Raw genomic sequence first — 26,242 nt, 5'->3', positions numbered from 1 at the left:
GTCCTGCTTGAGAGCAGGCCCAGTCGATCGCGGTGGAAAGGTCAATCGCAGCGGTCTATGTAAGGATGAGAACCCCAACAAATAGCAGGCAGGATCATGACCACACATTCGCGCGGCGTTTCGGCAAGCATCGACCCGGTGAAGCTCGACCGGCTGGCGGAAGTCGCCGTCAAGGTCGGGCTGCAGCTGCAGCCGGGACAGGACCTGGTGCTGACCTCCTCGATCGCGGCGCTGCCACTGACCCGCCGCATCGTCGAGCACGCCTATAAGGCGGGCGCCGGGCTGGTGACGCCGATCTTCAACGACGACGAGATCACGCTGGCACGTTTCCGCTATGGGGCGGACGCCGGCTTCGACCGCGCCGCCGGCTGGCTCTACGAAGGCATGGCGAAGGCGTTCTCCAACAATGCCGCTCGGCTCGCCGTGCGCGGCGAGGATCCGTCGCTGCTCTCGTCGCAAGATCCGGCCAAGGTGGCGCGCGCCAACAAGGCGAACTCGATGGCCTACCAGCCGGCGCTGGAGAAGATCACCGGCTTCGACATCAACTGGAACATCGTCGCCTATCCCGACCTTGCCTGGGCAAAACAGGTGTTTCCGGGTGAGCCGGACGACGTCGCGGTGGTGAAGCTTGCCGACGCCATCTTCTCGGCTTCGCGGGTCGACGTCGAGGACCCCATCGGCAATTGGAAGGCGCACAACGCCGCTCTGGCCGAGCGCACGAAATGGCTGAACGAGCACAGTTTCGACGCGCTGCATTTCACCGGGCCGGGCACCGACCTGATCGTCGGGCTGGCGGACGGCCATGAATGGATGGGCGGTGCCTCGACGGCGAAGAACGGCATCACCTGCAACCCGAACATCCCGACCGAGGAAGTGTTCACCACGCCGCATGCAAGGCGCGTCGAGGGCCATGTCTCCTCGACCAAGCCGCTCTCCTACCAGGGCACGCTGATAGACGACATCTCGGTGCGCTTCGAAGGCGGGCGGATCGTCGAGGCCAAGGCCTCGAAGGGCGAGGATGTGCTGCAGAAGGTGCTCGACACCGATGAAGGCGCGCGGCGTCTCGGCGAGGTGGCGCTGGTGCCGCATTCCTCGCCGATCGCGAAGAGCGGGCTGTTGTTCTTCAACACGCTGTTCGACGAGAACGCCGCCTGCCACATCGCGCTCGGGCAGTGCTATTCGAAATGCTTCGTCAACGGTGCGTCGCTCAGCCAGGACGAGATCGCGACGCGCGGCGGCAACAAGAGCTTCATCCACATCGACTGGATGATCGGCTCCGACAAGATCGACATTGACGGCGTGGCCAAGGATGGCGGCCGCGTGCCGGTGATGCGCAAGGGCGAGTGGGCGTAACGGCTCTCTCGCCAACGAGAGATAGGATGGCCTTCGACATTGCGGTGAAGCGTGTCTATGAGCCGCCGGCGAAGGCCGACGGCCAGCGGGTGCTGGTCGACCGCCTCTGGCCGCGCGGCGTCAGCAAGAAGGACGCGGAACTGACGCTATGGCTGAAGGAGATCGCGCCGAGCGACGAACTGCGCAAATGGTTCGGCCACGAGCCCGAGCGCTGGCCGGAATTCCAAAAGCGATATCGGGCCGAGCTCGACGCCAACAAGGAAGCGGTGGCGCAGCTGCGCGGCCTGGTGCGCGAGGGCAAGGTGACGCTGCTCTACGGCGCGCATGACGAGGCGCACAACAATGCGGTGGCGCTGGCGGACTATTTGCGAGGCGTGAGAGAACTTCGCTAAGTTGGCGATGAGCGAAAGCGGAGGCGACGTCCGATCTCCCCCCTTGCGGGGGATGCCCGGCAGGGCAGAGGGGGTGCTGTCCCTCCAGCCTCTCAATAATCAAAAAGCGCATACTTGAGGCAGGTTCGCGTCGCACGTTGCGCCGCGTTCCTTCACACCCCCTCTGGCCTGCCGGCCATCTCCCCTGGGGGGAGATTGGCAGCTTCGGCGTCCCGCCTACTTCACCGCCTCCTCATAAACCTCTGGCTTGAAGCCAACGACAACGTCATCCCCCACCTCCAGCACCGGCCGCTTGATCATCGTCGGCTTGGCGAGCATCAGCTGCTTCGCCTTCTTCTCGTCCAGCCCCGCCTTGTCCGCCTCCGGCAGCTCGCGAAACGTGGTGCTGCCTTTGTTGAGCAGCTTTTCCCAGCCGACCTTGCCGACCCAACCGCGGAGCCTGTCGGCCTCGATCCCCTCTGCCCGGTAGTCATGAAAGCGATAAGGGACGTCATGGCTCTCCAGCCAGACGCGCGCCTTCTTGATCGTGTCGCAGGTGGTGATGCCGTACATAGTGATGGTCAAGACGGGCCTCTGTCAGATGGGTTTTCGAATCCGGCAGAAGCCTAGGCCGGCCCTATAAGCTTTGCCAGCGCTTTGCGCCGGTGCGATTTTGCTGGGGCACGGTGGCCGACCAGCTTGCGGATCATGCGAAGATGATTTGAGAAACAGACATGGCGGCCTGGATATCAACCGAGGTCGCCATGCCCGATCTTTCAAATCAAGCTGCGAAAGGCGTGCGCAGCCGAATGCCGGCAAACCTCAATAATAGAAACGCTCTTCGCTGATCTTGCCGTTCTTGACGGTGTAGAGGCCAACCTCATCCATCTTGACGCGCTCCCCGGTCGATTTGGGCGTCACGTCGAAGCTGAAGCGCAGGGCGAACTGGTCACCATTGACATAGGGACCCTCGATCGAGCCGCCGTGAACCTCATGGTTGGCTTCCCACCAGGCGCCCTTCTCCTTGACGGCTTCCTTGCCGTTGCAAACGGCCATCGGCCCTTCCATGGCCTCGTAGCTGACGATGTCGTCGGCATTGTATTTCGCGGCAGCGCCGTGGCTGTCGCCCCGCTTGAGGAGCTCGGTGAAATCTTTGGCAATTTCGGCAGTGGTCATGATTTCCTCCCGGTTTGGACCAGACATCAAGTAGGTATCGATCGTTCGCCTGCCACCGACGGCCGGCTCCGCAGGTGACAAATCGTGTCAGGATGGTGGCAACCTGGCCTATGGCGCGGCCATCAGGGGCCAGCGGTTCAGATCTTTGTAGATCGTCAGCCCGCGCGGGCTGTGAACGAGGACGAACTCCCTTGCTACAAAGCTGATCGGATCGATGGGCTGCCTGGGAATGAATTTCTTGTCATAGGCAAGCGTCATGTGCGGAACGAAATGATCTGCCGATTTGAGACCGTTTGCCTTCATCGCAACGCCAATCAACCGGCTGAGTTCGCAGACCGGTCCATCGTCTGCCAAAAGCACGAACGGACGCGATGGCGGCCTGCCTTTTGCCGCCGGGCGCCCGGGAAAACTTACGGCATGGACTAAACGTGACTTCAAACGCCGGCATTTCAACCAATTGGCCGGCTCGCTTTGCCGCGAATTCGATTTTCGATCTAAGTCTTTTGTAATCACCGACATGTTGTTGACTGACGTGAAATCGCTCTTTCAGCAGCAGCGACCCGGTTATCCCATTGAGATCGCACAAAAGTCTCTGCAATGACTAAAACGCGGCACGATCCTTGGCCTGCACAAACAGCGCGAAGAACACGCGATCCCGCAGCTTCGGCTGCAGTGGAGGAATCGGAATGCCGAATTCAAACTCTTGCTGCCGAGACATGTGTACTCGTTCGGCTGAGAACGCTCCTGTTAAAACTCCTTAGCCAGAACAAAACAGGAACATTGACGAGAGTCAAGAGCGGACGATCTTCACGTCTATGAAGTCAATAACACCCGCGCTCGATCGCAAGCCGCCGAACCAGCGCCAGTACGGTGTCGATGGTCGGCGTCGGCTGGCCGGTCAGGCGGCCGAGCTCCTGCACGGCGGTGACCAGCGCGAAGATCTCCATCGGGCGGCCGCGCTCGAGGTCCTGCAGCATCGAGGTCTTGTGCTCGCCGACATCGCCGGCCCCCTTGATGCGCCGGTCGACGGGGATGAGGAAGCGCACGCCGAGCATCTCTCCGATCGCCTGCGCCTCCAGCATCATGGCGCGGGCGACGGCGCGTGTGGCTTCGTCGGCGACGATGGCCGCAAGCGTGCTGCCGGTCAGTGCCGAGATCGGGTTGAAGGAAAGATTGCCCCAGAGTTTCACCCAGATCTCCGAGCGGATGTCCTCGCGCACCGGCGCCTGCAGCCCGGCCTTGACCATTTCGCGGGCAAGCCCGGTCACGCGCTCGCTCTTCTCGCCGGAAGGTTCGCCCAGCGAAAAGCGCGTGCCCTCGACGTGGCGGATGAGGCCCGGCGCATCGACCTCCACGGCCGGATAGACGACGGAGCCGATGACACGCTCCGGTCCGATGCGCTGCCAGATCGCGCCACCGGGATCGACTGCGTTGAGCCGCGTGCCTTCGAGAGCGCCGCCCGCCTTGTAGAAGTACCACCAGGGCACGCCGTTCTGCATGGTGACGACGGCTGTCCCCTCGCCCAAGAGCGGCGCGATCTCGTCCAGCGCCGGGGCCAGCGAATGCGCCTTCAGCGCCAGCACGACATAGTCCTGCACGCCGAGCTCCTCGGCGCGTGCCGCCGCTTTCACCCGCGCCACCGTTTCCTTGCCGTCCTCTATCAGGCGAAGGCCGTCGGCCTTGATGGCCTCGAGATGCGCGCCGCGCGCCACAATCGACAGATCGACAGAACCGGAGATCGCCAGCTTCGCGGCGAGGTAGCCGCCGATCGCGCCGGCGCCAAAGACTGTAACGCGCATCAGCCGAGCCCGAGCTTGGCCGCCAGCCCGATGCGCTGCAGCTTGCCCGTCGCGCCCTTCGGGATCTCGTCGAGGATCACCACCTTGCGCGGCACCTTGAAGTCGGCGAGCCGGGTCGATGCAAAGCCGCGGATATCGGCCTCGCTGGCGCTCTGGCCTTCGCGCAGCACGACGGCGGCGGCCACTTCCTCGCCGAGCTTGTCATGCGGCATGGCGAAGGTGACGACCTGCGCCACCGCGGGATGATCCATCAGCACGCCGTCGACCTCGAGCGGCGAAATCTTCTCGCCGCCGCGATTGATGATCTCCTTCAGCCGGCCGGTGACGCGCAGATAGCTGTCCTCGTCGAGCACGCCCTGGTCCCCGGTGTGGAACCAGCCATGGGCGAAGGCGCTGGCATTGGCATCCGGGTTCTTCTCGTAGCCCGCCGTGACGTTCGGTCCGCGAATGACGATCTCGCCGACCTCGCCGGCTTTGAGCAATCGCCCGTCCGGCGCCATGACGGCAACTTCCGGTCCGGCCGACGCACCGACGCTGCCGGGCTTGCGCAGTCCCGGCGGCAAACGGTTGGACGCCATCTGATGCGCGGCCTCTGTCATGCCGTAGGCCTCGATCACCGGGCAGCCGAAGGTCGCTTCGAGCTCGGCCATCACTTGCGCCGGCAGCGAAGCGGACGACGAGCGGATGAAGCGCAGCTTCGCCTCGGCAAGCTGTTCGGGATTGCGGGCGGCGCGCGGCAGGATCGCCTGGTGCATGGTGGGCACGGCCGTGTACCAGCTGGGCTTGGCTTCGGAGAGCCATTGGAAGAAACGCAGCGCGTTGAAGCCCGGTGTACAGAAGACGCTGCCGCCGGCGGCGAGCGAGGACAGCACCGCGGCGATCAGGCCATGGATGTGGAACAGCGGCATGATGTTGAGGCAGCGGTCGGCGGGGGTCAGCCCGAGCGTCGCGCCGATATGCGTTGCCGACGCCGCGAGATTGGCGTGGCTGAGCGGCACGAGTTTCGGCCGCGACGTGGTGCCGGAAGTGTGGAGCAGCAGCGCCACGTCGCCATCCTCGATGGATCCGGATGAAACTGGTGATCCAACGGGCTCGCCCTCGATCGTGAAGGTGCCAGCTGGGGACCCTTCAGGCACGACCAAACGCAGTACGGAGATGCCGAGGCGCTCGGCGACTTCGACCGAGGGACCTGCCTCGTCCTTGCCGACCAGGATCGCCTTGACGCCGATATCGGTCAGATAGAAATCGAGCTCGTCGGCGCGGTAGGCCGGATTGAGCGGAGCGGTGGACGCGGCCGCCGCCACGGCGGTGAAGGCAGTGGCCATTTCCGGGCCGTTCGGCAGCACGATGGCAACGCGGTCGCCGCGGCCGATGCCGAGGGCGTTGAGCCGAGCAACATTCTCATGGATCAATCGCCGCAGCCCGCCATGCGAGAGTGCCGTCCGTTCGGGCGCGGCGATGGCCGGCGCGTCGTCGGCTCCGGGGGCAAGTCGATGGGCAAGATCGGTGGCGTTTTCGCTGTTTGTCATGGTTCCAGACTATGTTTCGAACGATCGGCCGATGTCCAGCGCTGCTCAATATCCGAGCGCCAGGCCGTCTTTGCGCGGATCGGACGCGCCGGTCAGCGTGCCCTTTTCCCAGTCGATCAGCACCGCCTGTCCGCCGCCCAGCGGGTGGTCGGGCTCCACAACACGATGACCACGCCGGCGCAGGCCTTCGACGGCATCAGGATGCACGCTTCGCTCGGCCTCGACGACGTTGTGGTTATAGAAGACGCGGGCTGCATCGATCGCCTGCTGCGGGTCCATGCCGAAGTCGATCATGTTGGTCAAAAGATGCACATGGCCGAAGGGCTGGTAGCCGCCACCCATCACGCCGAAGGGCATGAGAGCACGGCCATCCTTCGTCATCATGCCCGGCATGATCGTGTGCATCGGTCGCTTGCCGGGCGCGATGGCGTTCGGGTGCTTCGGATCGAGACGGAAGCTGGAACCGCGGTTCTGCAGCACGACGCCTGTCTTCGGGCCGACCACGCCGCTGCCGAAGGAATAATAGGTCGAGTTGATGAAGCTCACCGCGTTGCGGTCGCGGTCGACGACGGAGATATAGACCGTGTCGCTGCCCGGAAGATCGAGGCGCGGCAGATGGGTCATGGCGCGCTCGGGGTCGATCGCTGCGCGCAAGCTATCGGCATAGGCAGCGGAGAGCAGCCCCTTGACCGGCACGTCGACATGATCCTGGTCGGCGAAGAACGCATCGCGATCCTGATAGGCGAGCCGGCCGGACTCGATCTCGAGGTGCAGGCGCGCGGCGCCGTCCGGATCGAGCGCGCCGAGGTCGAAGCCGGACAGCAGGTTCAGCATCAGAAGCGCGGTCAGGCCCTGGTTGTTGGGCGGCATCTGGTGGATGTGGTAGCCGCGGTAGGAGGTGCTGACCGGGGTCCGGTAATCGCCCCTGGTGGCGGCGAAATCGTCGAGCGTATGCAGGCCGCCGAGCGCGCGAAGCCGTCCGACCAGATCCTCCGCGACCGCGCCTTCGTAGAAACCGGCGCGGCCCTTCTTCGCGATGATGCGCAGCGTCTCCGCCAGCTCCGGCTGGCGATGAACATCGCCGGCCTTGGGCGGCTTGCCGCCCGGCAGGAAGATGCGCGTCGCCACCTCGTCGGCAAAGAGGTCGGTCTCGGGCTCATGCCAGTCGAAGGCGACGCGGTCGTGCACCACATAGCCTTCTTCCGCGTATCGGATGGCCGGAGCGAGCGCATCGGCCAAACCCTTGCGGCCGTGATCCTCCAACAACCGGCACCAGGCGTCGACGGCGCCTGGGATGGTGACAGCGTGCGGACCCTGCTTCGGGAGCTCGCTGAATCCCTTGTCCAGATACCAGTCGACCGTCGCGGCCTTTGGCGCACGGCCTGAGCCGTTGAAGGCAAGCACGTTGCCGTCGCCCTTCGGGCAATAGAGGACAAAACAGTCGCCGCCGATGCCGGTCGACTGCGGCTCGACCACGGCCTGCACCGCGGCCGCGCAAACCGCGGCGTCCATCGCATTGCCGCCCGCGCGCAGCATGTCGATGGCCGCAAGCGTGGCGAGTGGATGCGAGGTCGCGGCCATCACCTCGGTGGCGCGGACCGGCGAGCGGCCGGGGAACTGGAAGTCACGCATGCGGTTCTTGGTATCCCTGTATCAACGTCCGCGGCCGAAAAGCTGGGCGGCGAACAACAAGATGATCGATAGCACGATCAGGCAAGTCGAAATGGCGGCAATCGTCGGATCAATCTGATCACGCAGCGCATTGAACATGCGCAGCGTCAGCGTCGTGGTCTCGCCGCCGGAGATGAACAGCGACACCACCACCTCGTCGAAGGAGGTGATGAAGGCAAACAGCGCGCCGGAGACGATCGAGAAGCGTATCTGCGGCATCGTCACCTGGAAGAAGGCGGAGAAGCGGCCGGCGCCGAGGCTGCGCGCCACCATCTCCTGGTTCATGTCGTAGGACCGCAACCCCGAAAGCACGGTCAGCACGACCAGCGGCAGCGCCTGCACTGTGTGCGCGATGACCAAGCCGGTCAGTGTGTTGTTGAGGCCGATGCGGGCATAGAGGAAAAAGGTGCCGATGCCGATCAGGATGACGGGGATGATCAGTGAAGCGGTGAGCAGCGCGTTGATCGCGCCGGTCAGCCGCAGCGTGCGGGTGTTCATGGCGTAGGCCGCGGCGGTGCCGAGCAGCGTCGCGACGATCGCCGTCATCACCGCAACCTTGACCGAGACAATGGTGGCGTCGCGCCATTCGACCGAGCCGAAATAGCTTTCATACCAGCGCAGCGACCATTCCTGCGGCGGGAACTCTAAGAGCGACGAGCCGGAAAAGGACATGATGACGATGATCACCGACGGAGCGATCAGGAACAGCATGACAAGGCCGCCGAGCGCATAGAGCCAAAGGCGTTGCCGATGCGAGATGGGCAGGGCATTTTCCATGCTCATCGCTGACTCCACACACCGGTGGCGCGGGCGCCGAGCAGCCAGTGGAAGAGGCCGAGCAGCGCCAGCGTGACGGCGAGCAGCACGACGCCGAGGGCGGCGCCCGCGCCCCAATTGGAATAGAGGCTGGTGGTCTGCTCCATGCGCATCGCCCACATGATGACCTTGCCGCCGCCCATCAGCGCCGGAGTGACGAAGAAGCCGAGGCAGAGCACGAAGACGATGACCACGCCCGAGGCCAGGCCGGGCAGCGACAGCGGGAAGAAGACCTGCCGGAAAGTCGCGGCCGGGCTGGCGCCGAGATTCATACCGGCGCGCAAGCAGTCGACGTCGATGGTCTTCATCGAGGCGTAGAGCGGCAGCACCAGGAAGGGCAGCATGATGTGGGTCGTGCCGATCACCACACCGGCGAAATTGTTGGCGAGCGGCAGCGGTTGGCCGATGAGGCCGATATCCATCAGCCATGTATTGACCAGCCCCTTGCGCTGCAGGATGACGAGCCAGGCATAGGTGCGCACCAGCACCGAGGTCCAGAACGGCAGGATGACGAAGATCAGGCACACCCCGGCAGCGCGGCGCGGCAGTTGCGACAGCATATAGGCCAGCGGATAGCCGAACAGCACGCAGGCGCCGGTGACGACGAAAGCCACCTTGAAGGTGGTGACGAAGGTCTTGATGTAGGAGGCCTGCTCGAAAAAGCGCGCATAATTGGCGGCGCTGAGCTGACCGCTCTCGTCGAACAGCGAAAGCCAGAACAGCCAGCCGATCGGTACGATGATGACGGCGAAGACCAGAAGCAGCCCGGGCGACAAAAGCGCGAGCAGGCCACGCGATTCCCGCCGCGCGTCGGCGCGCAAGGCATCGATATTGAGCGCCCCATCGGGCCGTCCGGCGTGGTCGAGGCTGACGGACGCAATGCTCATTGGTCCGCCACCAGCACCACGTCCTGCGCATCGATGCCGAGCGTTATCGGCTCGCCCGGCGCCGGCAGTCTCGCCAGCACGTCGAAGCGGCAATAGTCGCGCAAAATCACCTGCCGGCCGTCCTTGAGCGTCGCATAGCAGACGAAGCTGTCGCCCTGGTAGATGACGTCGCCGACCGTTGCCGGCAGCGCATTGATGTCGCTAGTCTGTTCGCCAGCGATCAGGCGCAGCTTCTCCGGCCGCACCACCATCAGGTGCCGGCCCGAGGACGGCATTGGATCCTTCATGCGCAGCTTGTTGTCTTCATGCCAGACGCCGCCATTGCGGCATTCAACCGGAATGAAGCTGGATTCGCCGATGAAGCCGGCAACGAACTTTGTTTTCGGCCTAGCGTAGAGGATCTCGGGCTGATCGATCTGCTCGATGCGTCCGGCATTCATGACGGCGACGCGGTCCGACATGGTGATCGCCTCACGCTGGTCGTGCGTGACGTAGACCGTCGTCATGCCAAGCCGACGATGCAGGTTGCGGAGCTCGATCTGCATATGCTCGCGCAGGCTCTTGTCGAGTGCGGACAGCGGCTCGTCCATCAAAACGATGCGCGGCTCGAAGACAATGGCGCGGGCCAAGGCCACACGCTGGCGCTGGCCGCCGGAGAGCTGGTCGACGCGCCGTTCGCCGAGGCCTTTCAACTGTACTAGGTCCAGCGCCCGCTCGACACGCTCGGCCGTTTCGACCGTCGACACACGACGCTGCTTCAGCGGAAAGGCGATGTTGTGGAAGACGTTCATATGCGGAAACAACGCATAGTTCTGGAACACCATGCCGATATTGCGCTTGTGCGGCGGCATGGTGATGATCTCCTCGCCGCCGACCCTGATGGAGCCGGCATTGGCCCGCACGAAGCCGGCCAGGATCATCAAGAGCGTCGTCTTTCCCGAGCCGGACGGCCCGAGCAGCGTCAGGAATTCGCCCGCCGCCACGTCGAGGCTGAGATCGCTGAGGATGGAGACTGCACCGAAGCGCTTCTCGATACCGCTGATGCCGATGGGAAGCGCGGACTGCGCGAGAGACAAGAGCATCTCCTTCAACTCCTGATCATTTTCGCGAAACGATGCGGAGCGGCGTATCAGAAGCCGCTCCGACAGTTTCTGGTTACGCAATTCCGGTCGGGAAACCGCTGCGCACTTTCCTGGAATTGCTTAGCGTTACTGCTGGATCAGATTGTTGAACTTCTCGGTCGCCTCGACGAGGGTATCGCGCCAGAAGGCGGGATCCTGCAGCACCTGTTTCTTGACGTTCTCCGGCGCGGAATTGATGTCCTTGATGAGCTCGGGCGGAATCTTGCCGGTCTCGAAGGCCTTCTCGTTGGCCGGGCCATTGTCGACATAGAGCGGCAGGTTGGCCTGGAGGTCGGGGCTCACGAATTTGGCCAGCGCCTTCATAGCGACGTCCTTGTTCTTCGAGCCCTTCGGGATGACCATGCAGTCGGCGGTGAGCACGCCCTGATCGAAGGAGAAGCTGACCGGCGCGCCTTGCTTCTTCAGCGTGCCGGCGCGGCCGTTCCAGATGCTCGCCATGTCGACCTCGCCGTCCTTCACGAGCTGCATGGCTTGCGCGCCGGAGGTCCACCAGGCATCGATATGGCCCTTGACCTTGTCGACGGATTGCAGCGCGCCGTCGACGTCTACCGGATAGACTTTGTCGATCGGAATGCCCTTGGCAAGCGCGGCGACGCTCAGCGTCTCCGTTGCCTGGCTGCCGGAGAGCGCGCGGCGTCCAGGGAATTTCTCGACATTCCAGAAATCGGCCCAGGTCTTGGGGCCCTTGTCGCCGAAAACATCGGTGCGATAGATCAAGACCACCGACGTGTAGGAAATGCCGACCCAATCGTCGTGGACAAGCTTCGGGTTGATGCCGCTCTTGTCGATAACGTTGTAGTCGAGCTTCTCGAACAGGCCTTCCTTCGAGCCGCGCGCGCATTCGTCGGCGCCGAGTTCGGTGATGTCCCATTTGACGGCATTACCGGTGACCTGCAGCCGCACGTCGTCGAGGCCGTTGGTGGTGTCCTGCTTGATGGTGATGCCGAGTTCCTTGGCCGTCGGATCGAAGAAGGCCTTGGTCTCCGCTTCCTGATAAGTGCCGCCCCATGAGGCGACGGTAATGGTGTCGGCGGCCGAGGCCGGAACGGCGACCGTGGCCAGTAGGCAGGCGACGGCCAAGCCGTTAATACAGAGTCTCTTCGTCATTTTCGCTTCTCCAACCGGTGTTCCCGTTATCGTTGATTTGGTATGCGAATTTGTATACAATTTTGAGTGTAATTCTCTGGAAGCCGATGTCAACATGGGGCATCGGGTTTTTTGGTGGAGGGAGAAGCAGGACGGTTCGGACCGGCAGCGCGCCCCCGAAACGGTCTGTTCAAGCAGGCGCTAAAAGGCACTAGACTGCGATTCCATGACTGACCGTTGGAGGCGGGACGCTTGAGCAAGGAGAGAAAGAACACGCTGCGCGACTCGGTGTTCGAGGCGCTGAAGGCGTTGATCATCACCGGTCAGATCCCGCCGGGCGGTCGCGTGACGGAAAACGAGATCGCCGAGCGCCTGAAAGTCAGCCGCACGCCGGTGCGCGAGGCCTTCAACCGGCTGGAGCGCGACGGGCTGGTGATCGGGCGGCCGCGCCAGGGTTATGTGGTGGCCGAGTTCAATCTGACCATGTTCCGCGAGGCTTTCGACATCCGCGAACTGCTTGACGGGCGCGCGACGGAGCTGGCGGCGGCCAATGCGACCGCCGCCGACAAGGCGAAGCTGCGCGACATGCTCGCCGAATGCGAGCGGCTGGCGGCGATCCCGGACCGCAGCACCAGGGAGAAATTTGAGGAGCTCCAGGTCGGCATCGACCTGCACCGGGTGATCGCCGAGATCAGCGGCAACGAGATGCTCCACGGCATGCTTTGCGGCATCCTCGACAAGTGCCAGCAATATGTCTGGACGGAGCTCCTGTGGCTGGACGAATGGAAGCTCACCCGCGAGGAACATGCCGGCATTGTCGACGCGATCTGCGCCGGTGACGTCACGCTGGCCGGCGAGCGCGCCCGCGCGCATGTCCGCGGCTCGCGCGAGAACATCCTGCGCCTGCTGCAAGCCAAGTCCGATTATCAGGGATTCTTCGCCAAGGCGTCTTGAGCCTGGGCCCGTCCATCAGCTGGAAAGCATGGGGCAGTTGGCGCCGCGCCGCAGGCTGACATGCGCCACGTCGCCAACGCCGAACTGAGAGCCGTCGGCGCGGCGCGGCGCGTCGATGACGATCGGAGTCCCCTGCCCTAGCTCGGCATGCAGGCGCAGCGTGCGGCCGTGGAAGACGACGCCGCTGACCCGCGCCGGCGCGGTGCCTTCGCCGGCTTCACCAGCAACCAGCAGATCTTCCGGGCGCACGCCGATGGTGCGCATGTCGCCGGCGGCCGGCGTCTCGCCGCTGTCGGACGTCGCCTCCAGCGGCAAGTCGCCGGCGGCAAAGCGCAACCGCTCGCCGTCGCGGCCGAGGAAGCGCGACTGCAACAGGTTCATCGTGCCGATGAAAGAGGCGACGAAACGCGTTGCCGGACGATCGTAGAGCGTGGCCGGCGGCGCGATCTGCTCGATGCGGCCCTTGTTCATGACGACGATGCGGTCGGAGATCGACAGCGCCTCGGTCTGGTCGTGCGTGACCATGACGAAGGTGGTCCCCAGCCGCGACTGCAGCCGCTTCAGCTCGACCTGCATCTGCTCGCGCAGATGCGCGTCGAGCGCCGACAGCGGCTCGTCGAGCAAAAGCACACGCGGCTCGCAGACGATGGCGCGGGCTAAGGCGACACGCTGGCGCTGACCGCCGGATAGTTCCGAGACGCGGGCGCGCAGCTTGTCGGCGAGGCCGACCATGTCGAGCGCCTCGCGGACGCGGCGCGCCTGATCGGCGCCGGTGAGTTTGCGCAGCGACAGGCCGAAGCCGACATTGGCCGCGACATCCATATGCGGGAACAGCGCGTAGTTCTGGAAGACCGTGTTGACAGGCCGGTCGAAAGGCCGCAGCCCGCTGATGTCGCGGCCATCGAGCAGCACATTGCCGCTCGACGGGCTTTCGAAGCCGGCGATGACGCGCAAGCTGGTCGTCTTGCCGCAGCCGGACGGGCCGAGGAGGGTCAGGAACTCGCCCGCGGCAATATCGAGATCGACAGTATCGAGACCGACCACACCACCCGGAAAAACCTTCGAGACTTTGTCGAGACGAACGAGCGCGTCAGGCGCCATCGCGCACCTCGGACGGCTTTGTCGTGTTGACCCATAGGATCTGGCAGCGCTCGGCGCCGGGATTGCGGAAGGCATGCAGCAGCGTGCTCTTGAAGGCGAAGCTGTCGCCGGCTTTCAGCACATAGGTCGTGGCGTCTACCACCAGCTCGACTTCGCCGTTCATGACGAAGCCGAATTCGTGGCCGGCATGGGCGTAGGCTTCCGCCGTGCCGCCGCCGGGCTCCACGGTGACCAGCATGCCGGTGAGCGTCGCCGCCGGCGGCGACAGCAATGCCTTGGCGATGCCTTCGGATTTCACCGGGATCGAGCGCCGCTTGTCGGCACGCACGCAATAGAGATCGTTGACCGCTTCATTGCCGTCCGTGATCAGCGCCGACGGTTCGATATCGAGCGCCGCCGCCAGCGGCCAGATCACCTTGACGCGCAGCGAGGACATGCCGCGCTCGATCTGGCTGAGCGCACCGATGGAGATGCCGGCCTTGGCCGCGAGCTCGGCCAGCGACAGCTTGCGCTCGAGCCTGAGCGCCCGCACGCGGCGGCCGACGCGGATATCGGCATCGTCTTTCGGCTTTGCCGCCGCTTCGTCAAGAATGTCCATGCAATGGTCCTCGTTGTCTTTCCACCGGTGCGGCGCAGCGCCGCCAGGCTCCCCCTTCTCCCCCTGTGGGAGAAGGTGTCGCCGAAGGCGACGGACGAGGGGTGCTCCAGCTTGGCGACGACGGCGATCCGTCCAACACCCCTCATCCGTCTCGGCGCTGCGCGCCGATCCACCTTCTCCCACAAGGGGAGAAGGGGAATCCGCGCCACTCAGCCCCCTGCCTTCACCTTCTCGAACATCTTCGCCACGTCGTCATTCTGCTTCATCGGCCCGGTGAAGACGGTGCTCTTCAGCATCACCTCCGGATCGGCAGGCAGCTGCAGTTTCTCCAGCTCCTCCTTCGACACGCCGGCGAAGGCGGTCGAGAGTGAGCTGCCATAGCCATAGGACTGGATCAGGAACTTGCCGGAGTCGGCGTCGAGGCGGCTGTTGATGAAGTCATAGGCGAGATCGACGTTCTTGGCGTCCTTGAGCATGACGAAACCGCAGGCCCAGGTCAGCATGCCTTCCTTCGGCTTCATGAACTCGACCGGCACGCCCTGCTTCTTGAGCGAGGTGGCGGACGCATTCCAGGTCATGGCGGCGACCAATTGGCCGCTGGCCAGCGCCTGCTCGACCGAGGTCATGTCGGTGGTGTAGCTCGACAGCAGCGGCCGCTGCTCGCGCAGCTTTTCGGCCACTTTGTCCATCTGGTCGGGCGTCATGTCGAAGGGGTTCACGCCCGCCAGCAACGCCGCGACGATCGGCGTGTCGTGCACGGCGTCGATCGTCGCCATGCGGCCGGCATATTGCTTGTCCCACAGAAGGTTCCAGCTCGCCTCGGGGTTCTTCACCAGATCGGTGCGGTAGAGGATCGAGGTGTTGCCCCAATCCCACGGCACCATCCACACCTTGCCGTCGCCGGCCTGCAGGTCGGGCAGGTTCTTGAACACCGGAAAGATCGAATCCCAGTTCTTGATGCGCTTGGTGTCGATCGGCTGCAGCAAGCCTTCCTTGTTCCAGCGCGCCACCTTGTCGTAGCAGGGATGCGCGATGTCCGGGCGGAAGCCGGCCTTGACCTTGGTGAAGGCGTCGTCGTCGTCGCCGAAGATCGTCGCTTCGACGCCATCGGGATGCGCGGCAAGGAAGCTCTTGTTGAAGTCGGGCAATTCGTAGCCCGACCAGGTGAAATATTGCAACTTGTCGGCGGCAAGTGCGGCCGTCGACGACAGCGCGAGCGCCAGTGCGGCAAGGCCGGCCCGGGCTTTTTGTCCGGTGAGCGATTTCAGGTGGACTGTCATTTTCGTTCTCCTCTTCTTTGTTGTGGTTCAGGCTGGATTGCGACGCGCGGCGCCGAGGCCGCGATGACGAAGGATTTCGGCTGTGCCGGCGATAATGAAGGAGACAGTGAGGATCACCGTGCCGAGCGCCATCACGGTCGGCAGCGAACGCGGAAAGCGCAGCTGGCTCCAGATGTAGAGCGGCAGCGTCGGCTCGGTGCCGGCAAGGAAAAAGACGACGATGAACTCGTCGAAGGAAATCAGGAAGGAGAGCATGAAAGCCGACAGCACGGCGGGCAAGCTGAGCGGCAGCATGACGCGCCGGAACGTCGTCCAGTCGGAAGCGCCGAGGTCGAGCGCCGCCTCGCGGATCGTCTTCGGGATGGCGGCGAAGCGGCTGCGCATCACCACGACCGTCGTCGGCAGCGCGACCAGGATGTGGCCGAGCACGATGGAAACGCGCGATGGGCCGAGGCCGATCAGATTGACCAGGATCAGCAGCGAAATGCCGACGATGACGCCGGGGATCAGGATCGGCAGCCGGGCGATGGCGCTGATCGTAGCGGCAACCGGCGAGCGGCCGTAGAGATCCATGTAGGAAACGGTGATGCCGCAGAGCGTCGCGCCGAAGGCGGCGATGACGCCGATGACCAGGCTGTTGGCCAGGGCGCCGGAGAGCGCCGGATTGCCGTAGAGCGTGCGGTACCATTCAAGCGTAAAACCCTGCAGCGGGAACGCCGCCTGGATGGAATTGTTGAAGGAAAACAGCGGGATCAAAAGCACCGGCAGATAAAGGAAGACGAGATAGCCAAGCACATAAAGGCCGAGCCAGCGGCCGCCTGCGTTGATGTCGGCCCGGGCGCTCATGTGCGGCTGCCGAACCGGCGGTCGGCGCCGCGCGCGACCAGCACCACGCACAGGATCACCAGCATGACGCATACCGAGAGTGCGGCGCCGAACGGCCAGTCATTGGCCTTGCCGAATTGCGACTGGATCAGCGTGCCGATCATGGTGCTGGCGGGGCCGCCGACCATGGCCGGCGTGACATAGTCGCCGACCGTCGGCACGAAGACGACGAGCGCCGCGGCCAGAACGCCCGGCATTGAGTTGGGCAGCACGACGCGGCGGAAGCTGGTGAAGGGCCGTGCGCCGAGATCGGACGCCGCTTCGAGCAGCGATTTCGGGATCGTATCCAGCGCCACATAGATCGGCAGGATGGCGAAAGGCGCGTAGGCGTGGGCAAGTGTCACCACTACCGCGGCCGGCGTGTTGAGGAAGGCGAGCGTCGGCTCCGACCACAGGCCGGTCTCGATGAAGGCCGAATTCAGCACGCCGTTATAGGCAAGTACGATCTTCCAAGCGAAGACGCGAAGGAGATAGCTGGTCCAGAAGGGCAGCGTGACGAGGAAGAGCAGCAGGTTACGGCGGCGGCCGGCATGAAAGGCGAGATAAAAGGCGACCGGATAGGCGGTGACGACGGTCGCCAGCGTCACTAGACCGGCAATCACCAGCGAGCGCAGCGTCACCGTCCAGTAGAGCGGATCGGTGGCCACGGTGACGAAATTTTCGACCGTCAAACCAACCCCGAGCAGCGAGCCGTCATTTCCCCTGAAGGCGAGAAAGACCACCAGGCCAAGCGCGAACAGGATGAGGAAGAATGTAACCAGCCCGCCGGGCAGCAGCATGGCGAAGCGGAACACCGGCGAGATACGGGTTTCCGGCGATGGCCGCGCTGCAACGATGGTCGACATCGGAGTGCCTATTGGCTCCATCGGATTTTTGAAATCGACTGATGTTTTTTCATATTTGTGAAACTGTCAAGCAGATTCGCTTGTGCGCTGCACGCATTCGGCATCAACGCTCGAAAGCGTCGAGTATGCGGTACCAGGTGATTGCCGCGGCGACGCCGACTTGGCGGAAGGCGTGGAATGGGATCGGCCGGATCGGCGAGAGCGGGAAAGGCAATTGACTGACGTCTCCGGTCGCGAGGTAATCCGCCATGCGCTTGCCGAGCGCGCTCATCAGCCCGACGCCCCTGCCCTGGCAGCCGACGGCCGCGAGCAGGCCCTTTTCCGGCTCGTGCAGATGCGGCAGGTGATCCGGCGTCAGCGCCACGCGGCCGAACCAGCGCTTTTCGATGGCGATGCCGGCAAGCGCCGGATAGAGGCGCAGCAGCGCGCGTTCGCAATGCGCCCAGTCGGCGGCGCTTGAAGGCAGCGTCATGCGGCCACGGCCGCCCAGTACCATCCGGCCATCGGGACTCCGTCGGTAATAGACGAGGATGCGGCGGGAATCGGAAACGGCTTGGCCGCCGGGCAGGATGCTTGCGGCAAGCTCGGCCGGCAGCGGCGCGGTGGCGATCTGGAAGGAATGCAGCGGCACGATTGTTTGCGCGAGGCCCGGCAGAAGGCCGTCAGTATAGGCGTTGGTGGCGAGCACGACCGCCTTGGCGCGCAACTCGGCGCCGCCTTGCGTCGAGACCCGCCAGGCGCCGGCCTCTTTGGCGAGCTTCACCACCCGCTGGTGCTCGGCGATGCTGGCGCCGGCGGCCGCCGCGACGCGGGCGAGTTCGAGCGTGTAGGACAGCGGATCGATGACGCCGGCGCGGCGGTCGAGCCAGCCGCCGAGATAGCCTTTGGCGCCGGTCATGGCCGCGATCCCTGCCTGGTCGAGCAGCTCGACGTCGGCGCCCCGCGAGCCCCATTGGCGATCCCGGTTCGCCGCGGCCTTCAGCGCGGTCTCGGTGTGCGCGGCCTGGATCCAGCCGTTGCGCGTGAACGGCACCGCCAGCTTCTCGTCGCGGATCACGTCGAACACGGCATCGGCCGTCGAGGCGGCGAACGCGACAAGGGCTTCGCCGCGCTCCTTGCCGAAGTGTTCGATCAACCACTCCGGATCGTATTTGAGGCCGGGAATGACCTGGCCGCCATTGAGGCCCGAGGCGCCCTGCCCGATCGCGCCGGCATCCAGCACCTGAACGGAAAGGCCCGCGCGCGCCGCATGCAGCGCGGTCGACAGCCCCATAATGCCGCCGCCGACGATGACCGCGTCCAGCGTGGCACCGGCCGAAAGCTCAGACTGGAACGCCGTAGCCGCCTGGGGCTTTCGCCAGATCGGATCGGAAAAGGCTGCGGCCAAGAGGATCACCTACGCGCTGGAGCTTCGTGAAAATCCTATTGCCGATTTCATAGATTTGAAAGAGCGCTTCGCTGGGCCAGTTCGGCCGTGGCTGTGACAGCACATGCATGGTCATAAATGTTGCGGCTGGCGGGATAGACGTTTCCGCGAAATCGGGGAAAAGTGCCGCGCGCGAAAAAATTGAGAGGAATGATGCCATGACCGATCCGACCCGCCTGCCCGCCGATGGAATTTTCGTCGGCCGCGCCAAGACCAGCGCCGCTTCCCATCCGCTGGTGGTGACGGTGCGGGACGGACAGGTCATCGACGTCACCTCGAGCGCGGCGCCTACAGTGCGCGATCTTTGCGAGCTGAAGGATCCGGCTGACTATCTGCGCTTGGCCAAGGGCAAGGCGATCGGCGCGCTGGAAGAGATTGCGGGGAACAGCTTCGAGGCCAAACGTGACGCCGGTAAGCCCTTCCTGCTTTCGCCCGTTGACCTGCAGGCGGTGAAGGCCTCCGGCGTCACCTTCGTCGTCAGCCTGCTCGAGCGCGTCATCGAAGAACAGGCGCGCGGCTCGGCCGAAAAGGCCGACGCCATCCGCGCCGACATCGCCGGGCTGATCGGCCACGATCTGTCGAAGCTCAAGCCCGGCTCGCCGGAAGCGATGGAAATCAAGGCCAAGCTGATTTCGCGCGGGGCATGGTCGCAATATCTCGAAGTGGGCATCGGCCCGGACGCGGAGATCTTTACCAAATGCCAGCCGATGGCTTCCGTCGGCTTCGGCGCCGATGTCGGCCTGCATCCGGTCTCCACCTGGAACAATCCGGAGCCGGAGATCGCCATGATCGCCGACAGTTCGGGCCGCATCGTCGGCGCCACGCTCGGCAACGACGTCAATCTGCGCGACGTCGAAGGACGCTCGGCGCTGCTGCTCGGCAAGGCCAAGGACAACAATGCTTCCGCTTCGCTCGGGCCGTTCATCCGACTCTTCGACGAAACCTTCTCCATCGCCGACGTGAAGCGCGCCACGGTGCGGCTCAGCGTCGAGGGCGAGGACGGCTTCTCGCTGGAGGGCGCGAGCTCGATGGCCGAAATCAGCCGCTCGCCGGAGGAACTGGTCAAGGCGGCGATGGGCCCGCATCACCAGTATCCGGACGGGCTGGCGCTCTATCTCGGCACCATGTTCGTGCCTTCGAAGGATCGCGGCGAGAAGGGCAAGGGTTTTACGCACAAGATCGGCGACATCGTCACCATCTCGTCGGAAAAGCTTGGCGCGCTCACCAACCGCGTACGGCTGTCGCCCGACTGCCCACACTGGACCTACGGCGCCAGCCACCTGATGCGCGACCTGGCCAAGGCGGGGCTGATCTAAAGCCGCACCAGACGGCGGTTGGTTCGAGGCCAATCCGTGTAGCGGATGGCCGATGGTGTCGCTTGCCCAATGAATATCACCGCAGCTGATGCAATCTGATGGGATTGCTGATGGCGCGTGCGCCTGTGCCAACATCCATTGGCGATGGAGGCTTGCCAGCGCCGGAAAAAGAGAATGCTCTAGACGTTCCGGTCGGCGCCGGCAGGAGATGCGGTCCAAGGCCGCGTCGCGCTGATCCAGGAGGAGAGTTTCAACATGGGAGGAAATCGAATGCTTTCGCGGCTAAGACTGCTCGTACTTGGCTTGATCGCCATGCTCGCCATTCCGGCGATGGCCGAGGCCAAGACGTTCTACTGGATTTCGCATGGCGGCCCGGCCGATCCGGTCTGGACCTACTTCCTGGCCGGCGCCAAGCAATGGGCGAGCGACACCGGCAACAAGGTGAACACCTCCTTCCACAATGGCGATGTGGCGTCACAGCAGGAGGCCGTCCGCGCCGCCATCTCGGCCAAGGCCGACGGCATCGTCACCACGAGCCCCGATCCGGGCAGCCTTGTCGAGATCGTCAAGGAAGCGCGCGCGGCCAATATCCCGATCATCAACTTCAACACGCCCGATCCGAAGGCGAACTTCAACGCCTATGTCGGCGGCGACAACGTCACCTTCGGCAAGCACTGGGCGCAATACCTGGTCGACAAAGGCCTGGTAAAGAAGGGCGACTTCGTCTGGATGCCGGTCGAGGTCCCCGGCGCCACCTATGGCGTGCAGGAAGAAGAAGGCATCAAGAGCGTGTTCGGACCCGCCGGCATCACCTATGAGGTGACCGAAGCGACGCTCGACCAGGCCGAAGTGATCAACCGCATGGTCGACTACCTCACCGCCCACAAAGGCAAGGTGAAGGCCATCATCGGCCTCGGCGATCTCGTCACCGGCTCGATCAAGCGCGTGTTCGACCAAGCCGGCGTCAAGCCGGGCGAAATCCCGGTCGTCGGCTGGGGCAACTCGCTCGATACCACGCAGGAAGTGCTGAACGGCTATGTCAATGCCGGGCAGTGGCAGGACCCGCAGGCGACCAGTTATGTGGCGCTTTCGCTGGCCAACATGGCCGCCAGCGGCATTCCCCCGGGCTTCAACGTCATCACCGGCGCGCTCTATGAGAAGGACACCGCCGGCGTCTACGACAAGATCCTGTCCGGCAAATAATCCCTGACATTTGCGGTCGCGGCTTTCGGGCCGCGACCGCTTTCCAGTACCGTCGAGCCCTGTCTGATCGGAGTGGGCTTCAGCCAATCGTTCACGCCGCGGGCTCAATGGAAAACCGTTCCTTCATTCAAAGTTTCATCGCGCGAGCGGAATTCGGTCCGCTGGTGCTGCTTATCGTCGAGCTCGTCGTCTTCTGGGGCATCAATCCCGACTTCCTGTCACCGCAGAACATTTCGAACATCCTGGCCTTCACCGTCGAGCTCGGCCTGATCGCGCTGGCAATGACCTTGCTGATGACATCGGGCGAATTCGACCTTTCGGTCGGCTCGCTGTTCGGCTTCTCGCCGGTGCTGATGTGGACGCTCTACAACAGCGGCGTCACTTCGCTGGAGGTGGGCCTTTTGATCGCGCTGATCGTTGCTGCCCTGATCGGGCTGGTGAATGGCTGGTTTGTCACCCAGCTCAAAATCCCGTCGTTCCTGGTGACGCTCGGCATGCTGCTGGTCGTGCGCGGCTCGGCGCTGTTCATCACCGACGGCTTCCCGCAGCGCACCTGGAGCGCCGAAGGCAGCTGGCTGGCGAACATCCTAGTCGGCGATTTCTATGTCGGCCCCTTCCGCATCTACGCCTCGCTGTTCTGGTTCATCGGCGCTGCGATCGTGCTGGGCTATGTGCTGACGCAGAGCCGGACCGGCAACTGGATCCAGGCCGCCGGCGGCAATCCGAACGCGGCCCGTGCGCGCGGCGTCAACGTCAGCCGCGTCAAGGTCGGCCTGTTCATCCTCTCGGCGTTGATGGCCTCGCTGGCCGGCGTGATCTCGTCGCTGCGCACATCGGCCGCCAACCCCAACAGCGGCACCGGCTACGAGCTCGAGGTCATCGCCATGGTGGTGATCGGCGGCACGGCGCTGACCGGCGGACGCGGCACCATCATCGGCACGGTGCTCGGCATCCTGATCCTGCGCGTGATGCGCAACGGCATCGTGCTGATCGGCGTGCCGGGGCTCGCCTACAATATCTTCATCGGCGCGATCATCCTCGGCATGATGGCGCTGCATTCATGGCTCGAACGCCGGCACCAGGCGGGGACCTAAGACGATGGCCGAACCGCTCATCCGCATGACAAACATCCGCAAGTCCTACGGGCGCGTGCAGGCGCTGGTGGACGCCAATTTCCATGTCAATGAAAAGGAAATCGTCGGCCTGCTGGGCGACAACGGCGCCGGCAAGTCGACGCTGATCAAGGTGCTGTCGGGCGCCGTGCCGCTGACCAGCGGCGACATCTTCATCCGCGGCAAGAAGGTCACGCTGCGCAGCACCAGCGACGCGATCGCGCATGGCATCGAGACAATCTACCAGGACTCGGCTCTGGTCACGCAGCTGTCAATCGCGCGCAACCTGTTCCTCGGGCGCGAGCCAATCAAGGCGCCGCGCTTCCTGAACCGCATGGACCAGGATGCAATGAATGCGGTGGCGCGCGACCTGCTCAGGCAGGTCGGCATCACCAAAAACATCCCGCCGACGACACCGATCGGCTCGCTGTCGGGCGGCGAGCGGCAGGCCGTGGCGATCGCGCGCGCCATGCATTTCGACAGCGATCTCATCATCCTCGACGAGCCGACCAACAATCTCGGCGTCGCCGAGACGCAAGGAGTCTTAAGCTTCGTGCGCAGCGCCCGCGATTCCGGCCATTCCTGCATCTTCATCGCGCATAACATCCATCACGTCTTCCAGGTGGTCGACCGCATCGTGGTGATGCGCCGGGGCAAGGTGGTGGCCGACGACATCGATCCGAAAAAGACAACGGTCGCCGAGGTCGAGCGCGTCATCACCGGCATGTCGGACAAGGAAATCCGCGACGCGATTTCCGACGGCCCGCAGCAGCATGGCTGAGGGCTGACCGGCAGGCCGATCGGCGGCCGGCAGCCGCTTCACGCCCGCCGCTGGCACAGGATTGCATCAGCGCCTATGACTGGACCCATGAAAGCCACCGTAGCCGACATCGCCCGGAGCTGCGGCCTGTCGACCGCGACCGTCGACCGGGTGCTCAACAACCGCCCAGGCGCAAGCGCGGCCAATCGGCAGCGCGTGCTGGAAGCGGCCAAGCAGCTCGGTTATCTGCCGACGCTCGACCAGGTCGTGCTGCCGTCGAAGCCGGCGCATCTCGAATTCTTCCTGCCGATCGGATCCAACGCCTTCATGGCCGATCTCGCCCATCACATCGAGGATTATGCCCAGCGCCTGCCGCTGGTCGCTTCCTGCCGCATCCACAACCTTGCCGGCATTTCGCCGGGCGCGCTGCAGAGCGCTCTGGAGAATCTGTCGCTCAAGGCCAATGGTGTCGGCGTGATCGCTGTCGATCATCCGCGCACGCGCAACATCCTGCGCGAGCTGGTCGACGCCGGGATCCGACTGGTCACGCTGATTTCCGACGTGCCGGCCGCGCCCCGTTCGGCCTATGTCGGCATCGATAACCGCGTGGCGGGCCGCACCGCGGCGCTGCTGATGGGCCGCTTCCTTGGCGGCCGTACCGGACATCTGGCGATGGTGGTCGGCTCGCGCTCCTATCGCGGCCACGAGGAGCGCGAGATGGGTTTTCGTTCGGTGCTCGCCGAAGAGTTTCCCAACCTCACGGTTTCAAGCGCCGCCGAGAGCAATGACGACCCGGACGCCAGCTATCGCGCGACCATCAAGGCGCTGCACAACGAACCGGAGCTGCTCGGCATCTATTGCGTCGGCGCCGGACGGTCCGGCGTGGCCAAGGCCTTGCTCGAGATCAAGCCGCGCAAGAAGCCGGTCTTCATCTGCCACGACCTGACCAAGGAAACACGGCGCTATCTCGTCGACGATCTCGCCGACGTTGTCATCGACCAGAATGCGCGGCTGATCGCGGAGCAGTCGGTGATCCGCCTGCTCGGCTCCATCGCCTCGTCGGCGCCGTATCTGACGAAGAAATTCATCGAGCCGCGGCTGATCTTCAAGGAAAACGTGCCGGTGCAGTAGCGCGGGCGGCCGTTCGCTTATTTGTCTGACGATTGATCCCGCAATTCTGCACAGCAGCTATGCAGGTTTCGCAATTGCCGAATCGTTAGGCACCTCGTATTTATCTGGGTGTCGGCCGTCTCCTCCTCCCAGATGTGATGCCGACGCTGAGTGCGGTACACCTCCTCCCGTGCCGTATTCGAAATCGAGCCCGCTGCCACCTCCTCCCGGCAGCGGGCTTTTTCTTTGCGTGCCAAAGGCGGAGGCGAAGCCACCTGATGCTATGCTGACCAGGTACGCGCCTAGCCTTTCGCCGTCACCAGATTGGAGCTGAGTTCGAAAGCGACTCCCGATCCATCCGCGTAAGACTGCAGCACGGGCGCGCTCCCGCTCATGATGTCCTCCACGACGTGCTTGCGTTCCTGATCGGCCATTGCCTTGCCGGCGGCGCTCATGCCGACCAGGGCCATCGTGTTCAACCGCAGGAGAGGCGCCCCGTCCTCAAAGCGTATCCTGCGCGATATTGTCCTTGACCGGACGTCGTGGAAGCCGGCGTCCCGGAGCAGCGCCTCGATCAGCGCCACATTCCCAAAGCTGTGGCGCAGGTCCATCACCGGGCCGAGGAGGCGCTCGGCGACGCGGCGGAGATCCCGAAAGAAGCGGATTTCATCATCGGGGCGCCACGTGGCAACGGCCAGCCGGCCGCCCTGCGCCAGTGCTCGCCGCATCTCCGCCGCCGCAGCGGACTTGTCGGGAAAGAACTGCAGCCCTTGTTGACAGACGACCACATCGAACTGCTCTCCGTCATGGAGGGGCAGTGCACCGGCATTGCCTAAGCGCCAATCGATGTCTGGCGCCACGGTGCGCGCGACAGCAAGCATATCTGCGTTGATGTCGATGCCGAGGACATATCCGGCGGCACCGAGCCGTTCCCTGGCAACCCTGGCAACTATTCCCGTGCCGCAGGCGATGTCCAACACACGATGGCCTGGAGACAGCTTCAGTTCTTCGAAGGTCACTTCGGCCCAGGGGCGGAAGAGAGGACCCACGAGCCAGCGCTCATACATCTCCGGAAAACTTGCCTGACCCATCGTCTAGCGCCCGTTTCCGGAACAGCATAACAGAATCAGGACGAGGCGAAGAGATCAGCGCGCCCGGAACGAGGCGATGAGGCTTTCGGCCATGCGCACGAATTGCGCGCTCGGGCCTTCGGCGCCGACGCTCTGCATTGAGACGCGCGCGCCTTCGAGCAGCAGCGACAGCGTGTCGGCGAGAAGCTCAGCCTGGCCGATGCCGGCATCGCGGCAAAGCGCGACCAGCTTTTCGCGCTGGGCTTCCTTCAGTTCCTTGATGACGCGCCTTGCCGGGTGATCGGTCTCGGTGAGCTCGACGGCGGCATTGGCCATGTCGCAGCCGCGGCTGTCGGCGCTCAACAGCTCCGAAGCCTTTTGGACCCAGGCATGCAACTGGGCGAGCTTGTCGCCGGGATGCTTGGCCTCGAACTCGTCCCAGATCCTCGAAGCCTTCGCCGCTGTTGCGCGCAGGCATTCGACGATCAATTCGTCCTTCGATTCGAAATGACGGTAAAGCGTCATCTTGTTCGTGCCGGCAGCCTCGGTGATGGCGTCGACGCCCACACCCTTGATGCCGTGCTTGTGGAACATGTCCTGCGCCGTCTCCAGGATTCGGTCCCGGGGGCGGGAACGCTCCGCGACGCCGTCAGTCATCATGATCTCCTTTCGCCGTTTCCAAAAAAAAAAGTCGCCACCTCTTGACTAGGGTGTTACCGGTCTGTAACTTCCAGCATGTTACTTACTGGTAA

26 protein-coding genes are annotated in these 26,242 nt (G+C 64.1%); 8 read left to right on the top strand and 18 right to left on the bottom strand.

Annotation, left to right across the window (positions count from 1 at the left end; translation table 11 throughout):
• Positions 1-96: 96 nt before the first annotated feature.
• Positions 97-1,353, top strand: coding sequence for an aminopeptidase (locus O7A05_RS25280; RefSeq protein ID WP_337095647.1), 1,257 nt, complete (start codon positions 97-99; stop codon positions 1,351-1,353).
• A 26-nt stretch (positions 1,354-1,379) separates the two neighbouring features.
• Positions 1,380-1,745, top strand: a complete 366-nt coding sequence (locus tag O7A05_RS25275; protein WP_337095645.1) for a DUF488 domain-containing protein — start codon at positions 1,380-1,382, stop codon at positions 1,743-1,745.
• 216 nt (positions 1,746-1,961) lie between these two features.
• Here O7A05_RS25275 and O7A05_RS25270 read toward each other — a convergent pair whose 3' ends face one another.
• The 10 genes from O7A05_RS25270 to O7A05_RS25225 form a co-directional block, all read right to left on the bottom strand.
• On the bottom strand, positions 1,962-2,309 hold the full coding sequence (locus O7A05_RS25270; protein ID WP_337095644.1) for an ArsC family reductase: 348 nt from the start codon (positions 2,307-2,309) through the stop codon (positions 1,962-1,964).
• A gap of 237 nt (positions 2,310-2,546) precedes the next feature.
• Positions 2,547-2,900 carry a nuclear transport factor 2 family protein gene (locus O7A05_RS25265; RefSeq protein ID WP_224605356.1) on the bottom strand — a complete coding sequence of 118 codons (354 nt, stop codon included), beginning with the start codon at positions 2,898-2,900 and terminating at the stop codon, positions 2,547-2,549.
• A gap of 108 nt (positions 2,901-3,008) precedes the next feature.
• Entirely contained in the window at positions 3,009-3,419 is a 411-nt protein-coding gene (locus O7A05_RS25260; RefSeq protein ID WP_337095642.1) for a 2'-5' RNA ligase family protein, read from the bottom strand.
• 302 nt (positions 3,420-3,721) lie between these two features.
• Positions 3,722-4,699, bottom strand: coding sequence for a 2-dehydropantoate 2-reductase (locus O7A05_RS25255; protein ID WP_337095641.1), 978 nt, complete (start codon positions 4,697-4,699; stop codon positions 3,722-3,724).
• A complete protein-coding gene (locus tag O7A05_RS25250; RefSeq protein WP_337095640.1) occupies positions 4,699-6,228 on the bottom strand; it encodes an acyl--CoA ligase in 1,530 nt (509 codons plus the stop codon). Before O7A05_RS25250 ends, O7A05_RS25255 begins: the two co-directional genes overlap by 1 nt.
• A gap of 45 nt (positions 6,229-6,273) precedes the next feature.
• Positions 6,274-7,860: a gamma-glutamyltransferase gene (gene ggt / locus O7A05_RS25245; protein ID WP_337095639.1), complete on the bottom strand. Its 1,587-nt coding sequence runs from the start codon at positions 7,858-7,860 to the stop codon at positions 6,274-6,276.
• 21 nt (positions 7,861-7,881) lie between these two features.
• Positions 7,882-8,682, bottom strand: coding sequence for an ABC transporter permease (locus tag O7A05_RS25240; protein ID WP_337095638.1), 801 nt, complete (start codon positions 8,680-8,682; stop codon positions 7,882-7,884).
• Positions 8,679-9,602 (bottom strand): ABC transporter permease, encoded by a 924-nt coding sequence (locus tag O7A05_RS25235; protein ID WP_337095636.1) that lies wholly within the window; start codon positions 9,600-9,602, stop codon positions 8,679-8,681. Before O7A05_RS25235 ends, O7A05_RS25240 begins: the two co-directional genes overlap by 4 nt.
• Entirely contained in the window at positions 9,599-10,678 is a 1,080-nt protein-coding gene (locus O7A05_RS25230; protein WP_337095668.1) for an ABC transporter ATP-binding protein, read from the bottom strand. Before O7A05_RS25230 ends, O7A05_RS25235 begins: the two co-directional genes overlap by 4 nt.
• Positions 10,679-10,810: 132 nt before the next feature.
• The gene (locus O7A05_RS25225; protein ID WP_337095635.1) at positions 10,811-11,851 is read right to left on the bottom strand and encodes an ABC transporter substrate-binding protein; all 1,041 of its coding nucleotides are present in this window, start codon (positions 11,849-11,851) and stop codon (positions 10,811-10,813) included.
• A 231-nt stretch (positions 11,852-12,082) separates the two neighbouring features.
• Between O7A05_RS25225 and O7A05_RS25220 the strand changes: the two genes are divergently transcribed.
• Positions 12,083-12,784, top strand: coding sequence for a GntR family transcriptional regulator (locus tag O7A05_RS25220; protein WP_337095634.1), 702 nt, complete (start codon positions 12,083-12,085; stop codon positions 12,782-12,784).
• A gap of 15 nt (positions 12,785-12,799) precedes the next feature.
• Here O7A05_RS25220 and O7A05_RS25215 read toward each other — a convergent pair whose 3' ends face one another.
• From O7A05_RS25215 to O7A05_RS25190, 6 genes are all read right to left on the bottom strand, one after another.
• The gene (locus O7A05_RS25215; protein WP_337095633.1) at positions 12,800-13,885 is read right to left on the bottom strand and encodes an ABC transporter ATP-binding protein; all 1,086 of its coding nucleotides are present in this window, start codon (positions 13,883-13,885) and stop codon (positions 12,800-12,802) included.
• Entirely contained in the window at positions 13,875-14,483 is a 609-nt protein-coding gene (locus tag O7A05_RS25210) for a cupin domain-containing protein (RefSeq protein ID WP_337095632.1), read from the bottom strand. Before O7A05_RS25210 ends, O7A05_RS25215 begins: the two co-directional genes overlap by 11 nt.
• A 209-nt stretch (positions 14,484-14,692) precedes the next feature.
• A complete protein-coding gene (locus O7A05_RS25205) occupies positions 14,693-15,763 on the bottom strand; it encodes an ABC transporter substrate-binding protein (RefSeq protein WP_337095631.1) in 1,071 nt (356 codons plus the stop codon).
• Between the two features lie 27 nt (positions 15,764-15,790).
• Positions 15,791-16,609 (bottom strand): ABC transporter permease, encoded by an 819-nt coding sequence (locus O7A05_RS25200; protein ID WP_337095630.1) that lies wholly within the window; start codon positions 16,607-16,609, stop codon positions 15,791-15,793.
• Positions 16,606-17,493, bottom strand: coding sequence for an ABC transporter permease (locus O7A05_RS25195; RefSeq protein ID WP_337095629.1), 888 nt, complete (start codon positions 17,491-17,493; stop codon positions 16,606-16,608). The genes O7A05_RS25200 and O7A05_RS25195 overlap by 4 nt, the downstream gene beginning before the upstream one ends.
• A gap of 103 nt (positions 17,494-17,596) precedes the next feature.
• The gene (locus O7A05_RS25190; protein ID WP_337095628.1) at positions 17,597-18,880 is read right to left on the bottom strand and encodes an NAD(P)/FAD-dependent oxidoreductase; all 1,284 of its coding nucleotides are present in this window, start codon (positions 18,878-18,880) and stop codon (positions 17,597-17,599) included.
• Positions 18,881-19,077: 197 nt separating this feature from the next.
• Here O7A05_RS25190 and O7A05_RS25185 point away from each other — a divergent pair, with 197 nt between their 5' ends.
• The 5 genes from O7A05_RS25185 to O7A05_RS25165 all read left to right on the top strand — a co-directional run bounded on the left by O7A05_RS25185 (position 19,078) and on the right by O7A05_RS25165 (position 24,441).
• On the top strand, positions 19,078-20,235 hold the full coding sequence (locus O7A05_RS25185) for a fumarylacetoacetate hydrolase family protein (RefSeq protein ID WP_337095627.1): 1,158 nt from the start codon (positions 19,078-19,080) through the stop codon (positions 20,233-20,235).
• Positions 20,236-20,505: 270 nt separating this feature from the next.
• Positions 20,506-21,438, top strand: a complete 933-nt coding sequence (locus O7A05_RS25180) for a sugar ABC transporter substrate-binding protein (protein ID WP_140544152.1) — start codon at positions 20,506-20,508, stop codon at positions 21,436-21,438.
• Between the two features lie 107 nt (positions 21,439-21,545).
• On the top strand, positions 21,546-22,532 hold the full coding sequence (locus O7A05_RS25175) for an ABC transporter permease (protein WP_337095625.1): 987 nt from the start codon (positions 21,546-21,548) through the stop codon (positions 22,530-22,532).
• 4 nt (positions 22,533-22,536) lie between these two features.
• Positions 22,537-23,331 carry an ATP-binding cassette domain-containing protein gene (locus O7A05_RS25170; protein WP_337095624.1) on the top strand — a complete coding sequence of 265 codons (795 nt, stop codon included), beginning with the start codon at positions 22,537-22,539 and terminating at the stop codon, positions 23,329-23,331.
• Between the two features lie 87 nt (positions 23,332-23,418).
• The gene (locus O7A05_RS25165) at positions 23,419-24,441 is read left to right on the top strand and encodes a LacI family DNA-binding transcriptional regulator (RefSeq protein ID WP_337095623.1); all 1,023 of its coding nucleotides are present in this window, start codon (positions 23,419-23,421) and stop codon (positions 24,439-24,441) included.
• A 281-nt stretch (positions 24,442-24,722) separates the two neighbouring features.
• Here O7A05_RS25165 and O7A05_RS25160 read toward each other — a convergent pair whose 3' ends face one another.
• Both O7A05_RS25160 and O7A05_RS25155 read right to left on the bottom strand, forming a co-directional pair.
• On the bottom strand, positions 24,723-25,511 hold the full coding sequence (locus O7A05_RS25160) for a class I SAM-dependent methyltransferase (RefSeq protein WP_337095622.1): 789 nt from the start codon (positions 25,509-25,511) through the stop codon (positions 24,723-24,725).
• 54 nt (positions 25,512-25,565) lie between these two features.
• Positions 25,566-26,147, bottom strand: a complete 582-nt coding sequence (locus O7A05_RS25155; RefSeq protein WP_140544202.1) for a TetR/AcrR family transcriptional regulator — start codon at positions 26,145-26,147, stop codon at positions 25,566-25,568.
• Between the last annotated feature and the right edge of the window lie 95 nt (positions 26,148-26,242).

The organism is Mesorhizobium argentiipisi (SeqCode) (assembly GCF_037179585.1).
In the GTDB taxonomy this organism is placed as follows: domain Bacteria; phylum Pseudomonadota; class Alphaproteobacteria; order Rhizobiales; family Rhizobiaceae; genus Mesorhizobium; species Mesorhizobium argentiipisi.
The sequence above is the reverse complement of the archived record's forward strand: the minus strand, read 5'-3'. Positions and strand labels throughout refer to the sequence as shown.